Source organism: Paenibacillus sp. YN15, assembly GCF_003285005.1.
GTDB lineage: Bacteria > Bacillota > Bacilli > Paenibacillales > NBRC-103111 > Paenibacillus_AR.
Window position 1 is genome coordinate 13,464 of sequence record NZ_QMFA01000013.1, and the last position, 15,725, is coordinate 29,188.

General features: G+C 53.4%; 6 protein-coding genes and 1 CRISPR repeat array (1 of these 7 only partly in view). All 6 genes read left to right on the top strand.

Annotated elements, in window-relative coordinates:
- Positions 1–1,721: direct repeats of the CRISPR family, unit length 33 nt; unit sequence GTCGCTCTCCGCGAGGAGGGCGTGGATTGAAAT (it extends 1,388 nt beyond the left edge of the window).
- Positions 1,722–4,150: 2,429 nt separating this feature from the next.
- The 6 genes from DQG13_RS12470 (at position 4,151) to DQG13_RS12495 (ending at position 15,626) form a co-directional block, all read left to right on the top strand.
- The gene (locus tag DQG13_RS12470) at positions 4,151–5,794 is read left to right on the top strand and encodes a sensor histidine kinase (RefSeq protein ID WP_113020097.1); all 1,644 of its coding nucleotides are present in this window, start codon (positions 4,151–4,153) and stop codon (positions 5,792–5,794) included.
- Positions 5,795–5,802: 8 nt separating this feature from the next.
- On the top strand, positions 5,803–7,299 hold the full coding sequence (locus tag DQG13_RS12475) for a helix-turn-helix domain-containing protein (protein ID WP_113020098.1): 1,497 nt from the start codon (positions 5,803–5,805) through the stop codon (positions 7,297–7,299).
- Positions 7,300–7,551: 252 nt separating this feature from the next.
- Positions 7,552–8,448 (top strand): ABC transporter permease, encoded by an 897-nt coding sequence (locus DQG13_RS12480; RefSeq protein WP_258525659.1) that lies wholly within the window; start codon positions 7,552–7,554, stop codon positions 8,446–8,448.
- Positions 8,442–9,302, top strand: coding sequence for a carbohydrate ABC transporter permease (locus tag DQG13_RS12485; RefSeq protein WP_113020100.1), 861 nt, complete (start codon positions 8,442–8,444; stop codon positions 9,300–9,302). The genes DQG13_RS12480 and DQG13_RS12485 overlap by 7 nt, the downstream gene beginning before the upstream one ends.
- Positions 9,303–9,376: 74 nt before the next feature.
- Entirely contained in the window at positions 9,377–10,951 is a 1,575-nt protein-coding gene (locus DQG13_RS12490) for a type 2 periplasmic-binding domain-containing protein (protein WP_113020101.1), read from the top strand.
- A gap of 19 nt (positions 10,952–10,970) precedes the next feature.
- Positions 10,971–15,626 carry an S-layer homology domain-containing protein gene (locus DQG13_RS12495; RefSeq protein WP_113020102.1) on the top strand — a complete coding sequence of 1,552 codons (4,656 nt, stop codon included), beginning with the start codon at positions 10,971–10,973 and terminating at the stop codon, positions 15,624–15,626.
- Positions 15,627–15,725: the final 99 nt, after the last annotated feature.

Sequence of the window (15,725 nt, forward strand, 5' to 3'; positions counted from 1 at the left end):
AATCACATCAACGAGTCGCTCTCCGCGAGGAGGGCGTGGATTGAAATCGTTCCGGTATCCGCCCCTGTGGGGTTGCTGGTGTGTCGCTCTCCGCGAGGAGGGCGTGGATTGAAATAAGAATCGGACGAAAGCAGGCATTTGATGTTGAGTCGCTCTCCGCGAGGAGGGCGTGGATTGAAATATCATAGAAAATGGTCGATATACGGTAAATAAAGAGTCGCTCTCCGCGAGGAGGGCGTGGATTGAAATAAACGAAAGGAGCAAACAGTCATGAAAGACCAAGTCGCTCTCCGCGAGGAGGGCGTGGATTGAAATAGCTTGGCCGACGGGTCCCGGGGCAGCAACTCCGTCGCTCTCCGCGAGGAGGGCGTGGATTGAAATGATGTGAAGAAGGTCATTGTCGGCAAAGCGGTGGTCGCTCTCCGCGAGGAGGGCGTGGATTGAAATTCCAAAGGAGGCCGCTATGGACTATCGTAAAGCCGTCGCTCTCCGCGAGGAGGGCGTGGATTGAAATCCGCAGCGGTGCCGGTATTTTTGCTTGCCGCTGTGTCGCTCTCCGCGAGGAGGGCGTGGATTGAAATAGCCTGTACGAGGAGTATCTGTTCTTGTTCATGGAGGTCGCTCTCCGCGAGGAGGGCGTGGATTGAAATAGCCTGTACGAGGAGTATCTGTTCTTGTTCATGGAGGTCGCTCTCCGCGAGGAGGGCGTGGATTGAAATCCCTGTTTACCATCACAAAAGGAACCGGGATGCAGTCGCTCTCCGCGAGGAGGGCGTGGATTGAAATCAACTGCGTACGAACCTGAGCCACATATATACCGTCGCTCTCCGCGAGGAGGGCGTGGATTGAAATATTAAACGGAAGATTACCGCGGCCGACCGGATGGGTCGCTCTCCGCGAGGAGGGCGTGGATTGAAATATTAAACGGAAGATTACCGCGGCCGACCGGATGGGTCGCTCTCCGCGAGGAGGGCGTGGATTGAAATTTTACGAAGTTTGAGGCAGCGCATATGGCGCTCACGTCGCTCTCCGCGAGGAGGGCGTGGATTGAAATTGATTATTCGCAAGGTCTATGCGTGGGTGCGAAAGTCTCTCTCCGCGAGGAGGGCGTGGATTGAAATCAGTAGATGTGATGGAGGTGTCAGCCCCCCCAAAGTCGCTCTCCGCGAGGAGGGCGTGGATTGAAATCCCGTCCGGGGTTACGCGTGTTCCGGACGGAATGTCGCTCTCCGCGAGGAGGGCGTGGATTGAAATTTGTATTCCAGTAAATCGGACAAATCACACTCCAAGTCGCTCTCCGCGAGGAGGGCGTGGATTGAAATTCCCTGCAGGCATCCAAAACCCTCCTTATCGTAGTCGCTCTCCGCGAGGAGGGCGTGGATTGAAATACAGGGTTTGCGCCGTTCTCCGCAGACTCCGGAGTCGCTCTCCGCGAGGAGGGCGTGGATTGAAATCAGGATGCCGGGTTCATCTACCACAGCGAAGTGGTCGCTCTCCGCGAGGAGGGCGTGGATTGAAATCCAGATAACCGTAAGCGAGATACGCACAACGGCTTGTCGCTCTCCGCGAGGAGGGCGTGGATTGAAATAATTGAGTCATAAGATTCTTTCGTCCTTTCTGGTCGCTCTCCGCGAGGAGGGCGTGAATTGAAATGCGGCACAATATCACGCTGGACCCGCGGGTGTACGTCGCTCTCCGCGAGGAGGGCGTGGATTGAAATTCCTTGTCGTATACGGCTTCTACCACGCTGCGGATGTTGCACTTCATATGGAGTGCGTGGATTGAAATGACACCAAGGACAATAAGGGGATTGTTGCTGATCGTCGCACTCCGTATGGGGGGAATTATAGTGCAGTACAAGAACGAATATTGATTTAAAGGATCTAAACCTATGAGTAACGGGTGCTAACATAGTCTGGAGAATGTACTGAGGAGGGCTGCCGCAGTTTTTAGGGAAGATCCTTTTTCCTGGTTGAAATCTGGCCTCAAGAGTTCATAATGGATTTCGAAATTCAAAAGAATAGCGACCGGTGCGAATGTCAAGCTCCCATAAAAACTCCGGCTCCTTCGCACCTCAAATGTTGTCGAATTAAAACGAAAAAGATTAACTCTCAAAAATGTCAATATCTATGCTATACTTTCTTTGTATACATCATAGACATTATCACACTATCTATGTTGATTTTGGATTGATCACACCTTTTTTTGCGGTCGCACTTCGTATGGAGTGCGCGGATTGAAATCGTAATGTCGCCGTCTCCGCACGTGCATCCGTTAAGTCGCACTTCGTATGGAGTGCGCGGATTGAAATAAACGGTATTGGAAAGAAATCCAACCCCCGAAGAGTCGCACTTCGTATGGAGTGCGCGGATTGAAATATATCATTTTGCTGCGCCTGCTGAATCTGTTGCGTCGCACTTCGTATGGAGTGCGCGGATTGAAATCCAGCGCTCATAATCCTCTTGGTCTTTTTGCACAGACGTCGCACTTCGTATGGAGTGCGCGGATTGAAATATAGTGTCATAGCAGGCCGTAAACAGCCCGAACATGTCGCACTTCGTATGGAGTGCGCGGATTGAAATCCGCCGTGCTGCATCCACTCACCTATTTCGGCGCGTCGCACTTCGTATGGAGTGCGCGGATTGAAATTGTGCTGGGAGAGTTCGTCCCACGTGGCCGTGGGGTCGCACTTCGTATGGAGTGCGCGGATTGAAATTGCCTATGGTTTTTCGGTCGTCCGTTTTGTTTGGGTCGCACTTCGTATGGAGTGCGCGGATTGAAATGTCGTCCGCCTCCAATCGTTCGGCTACGCGATTGTCGCACTTCGTATGGAGTGCGCGGATTGAAATTCGCTCAACTGGTGGAACTTCGCAAGCAATTCAAGTCGCACTTCGTATGGAGTGCGCGGATTGAAATAACTAGATATGGCGAAACGAATCGAAAGATTACAGGTCGCACTTCGTATGGAGTGCGCGGATTGAAATGGCCTTTGCCTCTGCTTCCTTAGCGGCAATCTCGTGTCGCACTTCGTATGGAGTGCGCGGATTGAAATTCAAAACCTACACGGCCAGCCAACACCGGACGCAGTCGCACTTCGTATGGAGTGCGCGGATTGAAATCAATCAGATTTTGAATTTTTGTTTACATTTACGTCGCACTTCGTATGGAGTGCGCGGATTGAAATTCCCCCAGCTGGTCGGCCAGCGTCAAAATACGCGTCGCACTTCGTATGGAGTGCGCGGATTGAAATTCTTTAACCACTCCCACGCCAGCTGCAAGAAGGTAAGTCGCACTTCGTATGGAGTGCGCGGATTGAAATCTCATCAAAGCGGACTTCACGGAAAATTTGGATGTCGCACTTCGTATGGAGTGCGCGGATTGAAATATCTACGGATTTTCGGTGTTCCTCTGCCAGCTTTGGTCGCACTTCGTATGGAGTGCGCGGATTGAAATCTCTTGTATCGTGTGGAGTATCATATCCTCAATGTCGCACTTCGTATGGAGTGCGCGGATTGAAATTCAATCCTAATTCCGAAGACGTTTTTCCACCCAGGTCGCACTTCGTATGGAGTGCGTGGATTGAAATCAACTGTCAGGTTTGCTCCGTCATCGTCAATGCAGTCGCACTTCGTATGGAGTGCGTGGATTGAAATGGCTATGCCGGAATCAGTCCCAGGTTGATGGGCGTTGCACTCCATGTGAGCGTGGATTGAAATTGGAAGGTACCCGCGGCGCAGATTTTCATATTGGTCGCACTCATGTGAGCGCATGGAATGAAATTCTTGATTATGGCCTTGGCCAATCTCCTGGCCCTCGTTGCCCTCCATTCCGGAGCATGAACCGGGAATGATTCTTCTCCCTCACTTGCCCCTCCTTTTTCCGCTGCTGTGCTGAACGACTCACTTCCTCTTCCTTGTCTGGTTGTCTTGAAGGCCTGCTTGGATGCCCTGTTTGGCCAGCCTATTCTCTCGGTCTTCCAGTGGAGAGGAGCCGGGATTGGTGCTATACTGGGAATGATTGCGGCGGTAGAATGGAGTCTGGGCGGTTGCCGCGGATGCATAAACGGCGGTTTGACTGATAGCGTTTACATTCTGTTGCTGTCCAATATGCCAGCGGTTAGGGCTGTTCCCGAGGGGAGGGACGCGAGTAAATGAGCAGGTTTTTAAGGCGGCTGGTGCCTGCGAAGCTGAGCAACCGGTTGTTTCTTGCCTTCATTACCTTTATTCTGGTTCCGGTCATGGGCTACCAGGTGTACCAGTTCAATGAAATCCAGCAAATGATGATGGGAGAGATGAAGGAAAAGAGTCTTCAGCAGACCGAGTTTGTCAAGGAGGTGCTGTTGAATTTGCGCAAGGAGGTCATCGATTCCTATTATCTGGCGGAATCTCTTCCGGCTCTGGCGGTGGAGCCGTCATCCGGCGATGATAAAACCAAGGCCATCACCGACTGGCTGCGGTCCCGTCAGCAGGTCAGCTCCTACAGCAAGTTCATCTCGCTGGCGCTGGAGGACGGGGACGGGAAGGTGTATGATTCCTCCGGTGAAGCCCGCATTTCCCGGGGAGCACTGTCGGGCCAATGGCTGCCGGAGCAACTGGCTGCCGGCCGGACAATGGAGTGGAGTGAAGATCAGCAGGAGTTCATCGGCGTGCTGACGAACCGCAATGATCAGGTTGTGGGGTATCTTTCTCAGAAATTGGATTACGAGGCTTGTCTGTATGAATTGTCCCGGGGATTTGTTGTGCATCAGTTTTACTATCTTCTGGATCAGTCGGGAGAACTGGTGGCCAAAACAGGACGGATGGATGCTCTGAGCCGTTCGGATACATATCTCAGCAATGAGGTCAGCCTCCTTGCGGCGGATTTGACCCTGGCCAGCAGGCTTCCCCTGGAGCAATATTTTGGCGATATGGATACGCTTAAGCATCAGTCTTATAGTGTTTACATGGTGTTCACGCTGATGTTTGCCGTCATTACCTATCTCATCACCTCTACCTTAAGCCGTCCGCTGCAGCTGCTCCAAAGCCGGATGCGGCAAGTAGTGGACAGCAGATTCAGTGTCAGTCTGCCGGTTCACCGGTTCCGCGGAGAGATTGAGGAGGTAGCTAAAAGCTTTAACCAGATGGTGCATGATCTGCAGGTATCGGTGCAAAAGCTGAAGCAGGAGGAGCGGCAAAAGGAAGCGAGCCGGTTTCAAATGCTGATGAGCCAGATGAATCCCCATTTTCTGCTGAATACCCTGAATACCCTGAAGTGGAACGCTGCCAAAAAGAAGGACCGGGAGACGGCGGATATTTGCGTGGCTCTGGGCCTGCTCCTGGAAACAAGCCTGAATGTGGACAGGGATTTGATCCATCTCAAGGAGGAAACCGCCCTTGTGGATGCGTTTTTGCATATTCAGAATTTCCGGTACGGGAAAAGGTTTCATATGGAGTATGAGATCGATGAGGGTTACCATTACGCATTGATTCCGAAGCTGAGTCTCCAGCCTTTGGTGGAGAATGCCATTAAACATGGTTTCTCCCGGATGAAAGAAGGCGGCGTCATCACCATCCGGGTTTGCCGGGAAGCGGAGTATCTTTCGGTGGAGGTGGAGGATAACGGCATAGGGCTTGCGGAAGCAGGCCCAAAAAGGCCCGTTGGCGGGCGCAGGGGCATTGGGTTAAGCAATTTGCGGGAGCGGCTCGCGCTCATGTATCGCGGGGAGGGAACGCTTGAACTGCTGGCTTTGGAGCGGGGGACGCTGGCCCGGATGAAGATCCCGTATTTGCTGGCCAAGCCTTATGAAGGGGAGTGAAGCTGAAGATGTGGAAGGTATTGCTTTGCGAGGATGAGCCCGTTGTCCGGGAGGCTCTGGTCGAACAGATTCCCTGGGAAGAGTTCGGGTTTTCGCTGATTGCCCAAGCGGATAACGGCAGCGAGGCGTTGGAGCTGATTTGCCAACTGCAGCCGGATCTGGTGATCACAGATATTGTGATGCCGGAAATGGATGGGATTGAGCTGCTCCAGAAAGCCAGAATGATCTCTGATGCCAGATTCGTCATGCTGACTTGCATGAATGACTTTGATTATGTCCGTTTGGCGCTGGAGAACGGCGCTTCCGGCTATTTGCTTAAGCTGTCGGCTGATGAGAAGGCGCTGCGGGAGATGCTCCGCAAGCTTGACAAGGAGCTGAAGGAACGGTTTCTCCACAAAGGAAGCGGGGAGCCCTTTCGTTTTCAACAGGAATACAAAGCGTTATGGGATCATCTCATCAGCACCGGTGATGCGGAAAGCTGCCGGGCTGAACCGGTGTATCTTCATCGGCTCCATGAACTGTATCCTCATGTGGAAGTGCGGGTTCTTGCGCCTTCATGCCGGGAAAACATGGAGAAGCTGGAGGAGAAGTGGACGCGGCTGATGCCTTCCCATTCCCTCATTCACCATGTGGAGTTACAGGGAGTCAGAACGTTTTTCCTGTGGACCGCTTCACCGGCAGGAGCTTCGGCTCTGCAGCAGGAATCGGAGTCTGGAGTCAGCATGTCCATTGCCGAACAAGGCGGCAGCTCTTACCAAGAGCTGATGCGCATGTGGCGCCGAATCCTCCTGGAGTGGAACAGCCGATGGTACGGCGGAAGCTGCACAGAGGAGCGTGGCCACAGGCATGAGGCCTCCGCCGTCCCACCCTCTGCCTGGAGCCTGCCCTGGAGCCAGGAAAAGCTATGGGTCCGCTGCCTGGATGCCAAGGACAAGGAGGGCTTATGGCGGCTTATGGACGAAATCTGGGCGAAGATGATGGAGGATTCCGTCTGGTTTTTCCAAGCCAAGACCACAGCGGACCGGCTGCTGGCTCTGGCTGTCCATGTATGGGCCAGGACTGCCTCCTCTTCTGCGGAGGAGGACTATAGCGGGGCGGAAGACCATAAGGACTTGAAGCGGAAGCTGGAGCGCCGGCTGGACAGCTTTCTCGGGGACCTGCATCAGGAGAAGCTGACGGATACGGGGCGTGAGGAAATCAACCGGGTGATGGAATATGTGCAGCTTCATCTGAAGGAGGATATTTCCTTGCGCTCCATGGCCCATTACGTGAATCTGGATGAACGGTATCTCAGCACCCTGTTCAGCAGGCAGACCGGCGAGACCTTCATCAACTATTTGCAGCAGGCCAGAGTGGACAAGGCGATCGCCCTGCTTCTGGAGACGGATATGACCATCCGCGAAATCGGGGAGCAGGCGGGGTTTGCCAATGAGAACTATTTCTTCCGCATCTTCAAGCGCCGGACAGGAGAGACACCCGCCCAATACCGTAGAAGCAAGAAGTGACTGAAACCGGCTAATGCGGCTTATCCGCAGGAGCCGGTTTTTTGCTGCCGGCGGTTGTCGATGGCAGCCATGTTGTGAAAAGTGTGCAGTTCATGTTGTGAAAATCCTTCATTATGTTCCGTCCTGGAGGATGATACACTTTGGTTGTCGGAGAGAAAACATACCAAGGTGGTGCAAAAAATGGGCGCAAACGCAGAGACGAGAGAACAGGAGGCGGCTTGGGTCAGGAAAGGGGCGGCTCTTCCGGGCTGGATGAAGGAATTGTGGAAAAGCCGCACGTTGTACATCATGATTCTTCCGGGGCTGCTGTATTATTTTATATTCAAGTACATGCCCATGTACGGCGTGATTATCAGCTTCAAGGAGTACAATTTTGGGTTAGGACTGCTTGCCAGTCCCTGGGCTGACCCTTGGTACAAATATTTTCAGCAGTTTATGGAATCCCCCTACTTTACGCAAATCATCGGCAATACTTTGATCATCAGTGTTTACAAAATCGTGTTCGGCATGCTGCCCCCCATTATTCTGGCTCTGCTGTTCAACGAATGCAGGCTCAGGTGGTTCCGCAGTATAATTCAGACCTTAAGCTATATGCCGCATTTTCTCTCCTGGGTCATCGTGTTTGGTATGTCGGTAGCTTTCCTGTCCCAGACCCAGGGCATTATTAACCGCTGGATTGTGGACGCCGGTTATCAGGCCATACCTTTTCTCAATTCAAGCGAGTGGTTCCGATCTGTGCTCATCAGTACGGATATCTGGAGAGATCTGGGCTGGGGAGCCATTGTCTACATGGCGGCTATGGGGGCCATTGATCCTACCCTGTACGAAGCAGCCAGAGTGGATGGGGCCGGCCGGTTCCGCATGATCTGGTACATTACCCTTCCAGGCATCCGCAGTGTCATTATCATGCTGCTGATTTTGAAGCTGGGGCATATTATGGACGCCGGCTTCGAGCAGATTTTTATCATGTATAATGTGAATGTATACGCCGTGGCGGATATTATCGACACCTGGGTATTCCGGACCGGCTTGGAGCAGATGAACTTCGGCCTGGCGGGTGCGGTAGGCTTGTTCAAATCCTTAATCGGGCTGGTGCTGGTTGTAAGCTCCAACCGTCTGGCCAAACGCTGGGGGGAAGGAATATGGTAAGATCGGGAAAAGACCGGATATTTGATGCTCTTGTAGTTGCGCTTTTGGCCATCGTTGGATTTATGGCAATCTTTCCCCTGTTGTTTGTGGTCTCTGTTTCCTTGACTCCCTATGAGGTTGTGGTCAAGCATGGCGGCTTTATCCTCTTGCCCAAGGAAATAACGCTATCCGCATACAAGCACTTGATTCATACGCCTGCAATTCCAAAGGCCTTCTATGTCAATATTTTCATTACGGCAGTGGGGACTCTTGTGAACATTCTGCTAACGGTTCTATTGGCCTATCCCTTGAGCCGAAAAGCCTTAAAGGGGCGGAGTATGTTCCTGTTCTTCATCGTCCTGACCATGCTGTTCAACGGGGGGATGATTCCCACCTACCTGGTGGTGCAGTGGACCGGGCTGTTGAATACGGTTTGGGCGATGATTCTGCCGACGGCAATCGCCACCTTCAATATGCTGATTATTAAAACCTTCCTGGAGGGACTGCCCAACGAGCTGTTCGAGTCGGCGCGCATGGACGGGGCCGGAGAATGGCGGGTGCTGTTCCAGATTGCTGTGCCGCTGGCTGTACCCTCACTCTTAACGGTAGGTTTGTTCTATATGGTGAGTCACTGGAATGAGTTTTTTCAGGCCGTTCTCTATGTGCGAAACAAGGATCTGCAGCCGCTTCAGGTGGTGGTCAGAGAGATATTGATGGCCGGTCAGTCCGAGGTGGATGTAACGGATAAGCCATTGCCGACGATGACCATGCAGATGGCTGCTGTAGTTACGGCGTCTCTTCCGATTATTGCCGTCTACCCGTTTATCCAGAAATATTTTACCAAGGGTATGCTTATCGGCGCTGTAAAAGGTTGATTGTTTCCCTGGAGAGTGTGGCAGGGGGACTGCAACATATAGCAAGCACATATTGAAGAAAAGAGGGACGTCCAATGAAAAAGAAGCAAGGCGCAAAAATGTGGCTGGCCGGAATGTCTATTGCACTCCTGGCGGCATCGGTGTTGCCCGGTTGCGGCAAAGAAGACGGGAAGGAGAATGGCGCCTCCCCCTCCCAGGCCCCGGTGGTGTCGGGCAGTGTCAGTCCGGCCGCCAATGTGGCCCCGGTAAAGGTGGAGATTCTGAAGCTGGGTACATCCGCCTCCACTCCCATTCCTACCCCCGATTTTTTGCATGACGGAATACTGAAGGCCACCGGTGTGGATTTAACGCTGAATTTGATCGCAACCGGAACGGATTTGGACAACAAGATCAATGTGCTGGCCGCCTCCAATGATTTGCCTGATTTAATCGAAACCCGCAACCGGAATGTGTATCAGCAGCTGGTTAAGAACGGTCTTCTGCTGGACCTGACCCCTTATGAGAGCAAGATGGCGGGAATCAAGAAGCTGGTGGGAGCCGGATTGGATAGCGCCAGAATCAACGGCAAGCTTTACGGCATTACCAGACCTACCTCCGGCCAGCCATCCAATGGCTGGATTCGCAAGGATTGGCTGGACAAATTGGGGATGGCCATGCCCACCAATCCCGATGAGCTGCTTCAGGTGGCGAAGGCCTTCACCGAGAAGGACCCGGACGGCAACGGCAAGAAGGATACCTTCGGCATTACCGGCAGCGTGGAGGGGGGAAACGCCAGTATTTTTGCGCCCATCCTGCTGTCCTATGGAGTCAGTCCCTTTTACAATGCCTTCTATATCCGGGATAACAAGGTGTACAATTCCCTGTATGATCCCAATATGAAAACGGCGCTGGAGAAAATCCGCCAATTCGTCTCGGAGGGTGTGGTAGATCCGGAGTTTACCAGCAATAAGCCTGCTGCAGCCAAAGACAAGGCACATAAAGGGCAGGCGGGAATCCTCTATGATGCTTGGCCTTCTCTTGTTCGGGATGAAAGCGTGCAGGTGATCAAGGCAGCCAATCCCAATGCCGAATGGGTCATTATTCCCGAATTCAAAGGCACCCCCTTTAACTATGCACGTTCCATTGATCAGGGGGCCAACGGCGGCTTTATTATGCTGCCCAAACGGCTGGAGAAGGAGCCGGAGAAGCTGGACCGGATCTTGAGTATGCTGAACTATATCTCCGACGGCGACGGGCTGCTGCTGGCCCAGTACGGCCTGAAGGATGTTCATTACAAGCTGGAGGGCGGGCAAATCGTGATGACCGATAAGGCCACCGAAGCGGGCTTCACAACCCTGTACCAGTTAATTGGCCGTAATGAAAAGGAATACCTCAACACCAAATTTCCCAAGCAAGCCTCTTATATCAACCAGTCTTTGGCCATGCCGGAGCTGAAAACGGTAAACCAGCTGCTGGATAAGCCGGAGAATTATTCCGCTACGGATGCGGAGCGATATATGCAAGAGGAAATGCTGAAATTTTTCTATAGCAAAAGCAATCTGACCACGGATTATGAGAAATTCCTGCAGGAATTGGGCACTAAGTTCGGATTTTCCAAGATGCAGCAATTAGCCGAAAAGCAGCTGAAGGAACAGGGCTTGCTCAAATAATCTCGGGAGGGTTGATGGGATGTACAAGAGGGTATGGAGCATTCTGATGGTTTGGGTGCTGCTGGCGGGTTCCCTTTTCGGGCTGGCCCCGGCGACATATGCGGCCGAAGGGCAGGAAACGGGGGCAGGCGAAGAGGCGGTACCCGTATATGCGGAGGATTTTGAGAATGGCTTCGGCTTGTTCACCAGCCGTTTCGGCACGATGCAAATCAGCGCCAATGAAAAGCACAGCGGCCAATACGGGGTACAGGTAGGCTTTAATGCCTCCGCCCAGGGGATCTGGTACAAGCATGACCGCTTGCTGGAGGATTGGACGGTTACCGCTTGGGTATATGATGATATGTCGGAAGCGATTAACGTGCTCCATTTTCAGGAAACGGACACTTCCACTAGAAATGTAAATTTTTGGGTGGGTTACAATGTTACTAATCAGGGCGAATCCAATTACTCCACCCGCTTCGGCAACACCCATACTCCTACCACAGCGGCACGGAGTCAAGGCTGGCATAAGTTCACGGTTGTCAATGATTTTACCGGCGAGATGGAATTAAAGGTTTATGTGGATGATGTCCTTTCCATGACAGGCACTGCCTTCAAAATGAGAACGGTTACCATGGGCAATTTCTGGAGTGACCGGAATACCTCCACCACAAGGTATTGGGATGACTTTGCACTGTATGATGTGGCCATCCATATGGACGGGGGCGAAGCGCCGGAGGAAGAAGCTCCTGTCCGCGAGCCTGTGACTGGCAAATCCGGTTTGGGCTACAAGGCGGAAACGGGAATTTCCGCTATCGCCCATTCCCTTCTGCTGACCGCCGGAAGCCCGGATGTAATTGCCAACGATACGAAGGATATGTTGGACCGCACCAATCCCCTCATTGTCCCGGTTCTGGAGTCGGGCGGGGCTCTGGTGCCTGCAGAGCTGCTGGCCGACAATTACGGGGCGCAGCTTGCCTGGGACGATGCCGGGCGGACTCTTGCCATCGGATATGAGGGGCATACCGGAGTTCTCCAGCCGGGAGCCAGTCTCATGCAGGTGGATGGCCAACCTGTTTCACTGGCCCAGCCTGCCGCCATTCGGGATGGAAGACTCTTCATCCCGCTTAAGGAAGTGGCGGAAGCCCTTCTTAACCTTCAGGTTGCGGTGAAGGAATCCGGACTTATGATTGTCGATGCGGCTGCGGTGGAAGTGACGGCGGCTCAGGAGGAACAAATTCTGCAGCATTTTAATCGCCCCGGCCGGATATTGTTCGTCTCCACGGATGGCAATGACGCCGGTGCGGGAACATTGGAGGCCCCTTACCGGACTCTGGAGGCGGCGAGAGACAGGATCAGGAGCATGAAGGCAGCTGAAGGGTTGCCTGAGGGGGGCGTAACCGTATATGTGCGGGGCGGCGACTATTCCCGTGCTGAGCCCTTTATGCTGGAGGAGCAGGATTCAGGGACGGAAGCGGCGCCTGTCCGGTATGCAGGATACTTTGGCGAGAAGGCCCGCATACACGGGGGGGTTATTATTCCACCGGGCGCTTTTGGGGCTGTTGCGGAGCAGGAAATTCGGGACAGATTTTTGCCGGAGGCAGTAGAGCATATCAAGGTGGCGGATCTGGCCGCTCTGGGGGTAACGGCGGGTCAAATTGGGGATATCGCCTATCAGGGCCACGGCATCGTCATTCAGCCGTCTGAAAGCGAGCTGTTCGTGGATAACAAGCCGATGATCCGGGCCCGCTATCCCAATCAGGGTTATCTGAAGATTACCGAAGTGATCCGGGAAGGCTCCGTTCCCCGGGCTGGGGATATGGGCGGAATACCCCCCATATTCAAATTCAAGGACCCCGGCAGCCGGGTCCAGTCCTGGTCCGGCGTCTCTGATAGCTGGATTTACGGCTTCCCCAAGTATCAATGGGCGGATAATACCATAGGCGTTCATTCTATTGATCCGGCAACCCTGACCATGGAGCTTGCACAGCCAAGCTACTATGGAGTGGGAATCGGACAGGGCTTCTATTTCTTCAACGTGCTGGAGGAGCTGGATCAGCCCGGCGAGTGGTATTTGGACAAGCAGAATCTGAAGGCTTATGTCTATGCGGAAGAGAATCTGGACAGCGTGGAGACGGCCATTACGCTGACAGACAAGGAATTGGTGGATTTCCGCAATGTGTCCCATGTGATTTGGGAAAACTTCGACCTGGCCTACACCCGCAAGAATGCGGTGAATATGACAGGGGGCCATCATATTCGCCTGGAGGGAAACCGGATATACAATACGGGGGAAAAGGCGATTATGGCAGGCAATTACCCTGTTGCTGACGAGTATGATGTCAACAGCACAGACAGAGGCGGCAGGGATTATACCATCCGGAGCAATGATATTTTCAATATCGGCAAGGGCGCTATCCACATCTCCGGAGGCGACAGGCAAACGCTTGCTCCGGGCAGTATGCTGGTGGAGAACAACCATATCTGGAATTACGCAAGGCTGCGGATGGAAGACGGCATCAAGATGTACGGGGTTGGCAATACCATCTCCCACAACAAAATTCATGATGCTCCCAAGAAGGCGGTCCAATTCGGCGGGAATGATATGGTGGTGGAATACAATGAAATCTATGATGTGTTGTATTCCGTGGATGATATGGGCGCCGTTTACATGGGCCGCGATTTAACCTACCAAGGCAATGTGGTCAGGTATAATTTGTTCCATAATATTACAGGGCCCGGCCATTCCGGCTTGGGTGTCCATGCCATATACTTTGATGACTTCACCAGCTACGGGGAAGTCTACGGCAACCTGATGTACAAGGTGCAAAATCCCATTAAGTATAACGGCGGAAGCGGGCATAAAACCTTCAACAATATCATCTATAAGGCTACGCCCAATTCGGGCTGGTATGCGGATGTGAACAATAACAGCTCCAATGCCAATTTTGCCACGGGGGTGCTTGCCGACAATTTGGCCCGTGTGCCTTATCAAAGCGCCATTTGGCAAGCCAAGTATCCGCATCTGGCAGCTTTTATTGCAAGCAATCCCAGTGTTCCGCGGAATAATTGGTTTGACAGCAACGCCATTATTCAGCATAAGTCCATTGGGCGTTATCATCCCGGTTATGGGGGTGTCGTCAGCAATACCTATGAAACCCAGCAGGACGTGGGCTTCCTGGATGAGGGCAGCTTGAATTTCAATTTGCGTCCAGATTCAGCCGTTTATGCGGAAATTCCCGGTTTTGAGCCGCTGCCTGTTGACAAAATGGGGCTGTACGCGGATCAATACCGGACAACGACTGTGCAGGCGGCACTAATACTTGCCTCCCCGGCCACAGGTGGAGGTGGAGACGGCAACAGTGGAGGCGAAGATAGCGGGAACGGCAACGGTAACGGGAGCAGCGCTGACGGCAGTGGGGACAGCTCTGCCTATTCTGCCGGAGATGCCGATGCCGCCGGTACTGGCGTGCGGATCACCCGGTTAGGCCAAGAGAGCCAGGTGGCGGAAGTGGCGATTACCCAGGCCTCCATCCAAAAGGCCGCAGCAGCGGGCTCTCCTTTGCAGACAGTCACTGTGAGCTTTGGGGAACCGGCGTCTGTCAACACTGTTCACATTCCATTATCCGCAGTGGAATTGATGCGTACACACAAGCTTAAGCTGGAAGTGGATTTCTCCCATCTGAGGCTGGACTTTCCTGATTCATGGTTTGAACAAGTCCGCCGTTCTGAAGCTGCATCCAATACCGGAGAAGGCTGGGTGGAATTGAAGGTGGAGCTGGCCGGGGAAAAGCAGGGGAGTCTGGCCCCTCCCGGTTCCGGCTTAAGCCTTCAGCCTGTAGGCTCTGCTGTTTACCTGTCCTGGAGTATAGCCGAAAACGGCAGCCAACGGCTTCTGTCCGGGCGGGAATTTGCCATTCAGGGCGTCTGGCGTTATACGGCAGCCGGGCTGCAGCAGCTTGCAGTCGCGCCGGATTCCTTGGCGGCAGTGTATACCCTTGCCGCAAACAGCGGGGGCTGGCGCTATGTATCCGGCAGATCGGCCACTCAGGCCGAAGCAATTTCATTCAATGCAGATTCGCAAGGCTATTACAGCCTGATGGTGGCTTCTCCGGTTTTTGCCGATATCAGCGGACATTGGGCATCCGGGGCCATCGGGTTCATGGCGGTCAGAACGCTTATGGATGGCTTTGCCGATGGCAGCTTCCGGCCTGAGGAAGGTTTAACCCGGGCACAACTGGTGACGATGCTGGTGAAAGCATGGGAATTCGGGCCTGTTGCGGAAGAAGCTGCGTCTCAAGTCAGGTATCAGGATGTGAAAAAGAATGACTGGTATGCCGCTTATGTGGAGACTGCTGCTGCCAACGGCCTGATTGAGGGTTACCCGGACGGCAGCTTCCGGCCCGATGCCATCGTGACCCGCATGGAAATGTCGGCGATTCTGACCCGGTCCGCAGCTGCCTTGGGCAAGGGCCTGGCGCTTAATGAAGGAGACGGAGAGGAGCTTCTCCGGACTTATCAGGATCTGGCCGATGCGCCGGACTGGAGCCGCGTATATCTGGCTCAAGCCATCGGGATGAAGCTGCTTGAGGGAATTGGGGAAGAGACTTTCGGTCCGGAGCTGGCCACCACCCGGGCGCAGGCGGCCATGATGCTGAAAAGGCTGATCGAGCAGGTTGAACAGGGCGCCCATTGACGAAGCGGGCCTGTCCGATACAGTCCGGTGAAGAAAGATTGGTCAACCGGACTCTATCGGGCAGGCTCCAATATGTGAGAGATGATGATGAATCCATTG

Excerpts from the sequence above, each read along its gene's own strand:
- DQG13_RS12470 (WP_113020097.1), top strand. The coding sequence starts at position 4,151 with ATGAGCAGGTTTTTAAGGCGGCTGGTGCCTGCGAAGCTGAGCAACCGG.
- DQG13_RS12475 (WP_113020098.1), top strand. The coding sequence starts at position 5,803 with ATGTGGAAGGTATTGCTTTGCGAGGATGAGCCCGTTGTCCGGGAGGCT.
- DQG13_RS12480 (WP_258525659.1), top strand. The coding sequence starts at position 7,552 with ATGAAGGAATTGTGGAAAAGCCGCACGTTGTACATCATGATTCTTCCG.
- DQG13_RS12485 (WP_113020100.1), top strand. The coding sequence starts at position 8,442 with ATGGTAAGATCGGGAAAAGACCGGATATTTGATGCTCTTGTAGTTGCG.
- DQG13_RS12490 (WP_113020101.1), top strand. The coding sequence starts at position 9,377 with ATGAAAAAGAAGCAAGGCGCAAAAATGTGGCTGGCCGGAATGTCTATT.
- DQG13_RS12495 (WP_113020102.1), top strand. The coding sequence starts at position 10,971 with ATGTACAAGAGGGTATGGAGCATTCTGATGGTTTGGGTGCTGCTGGCG.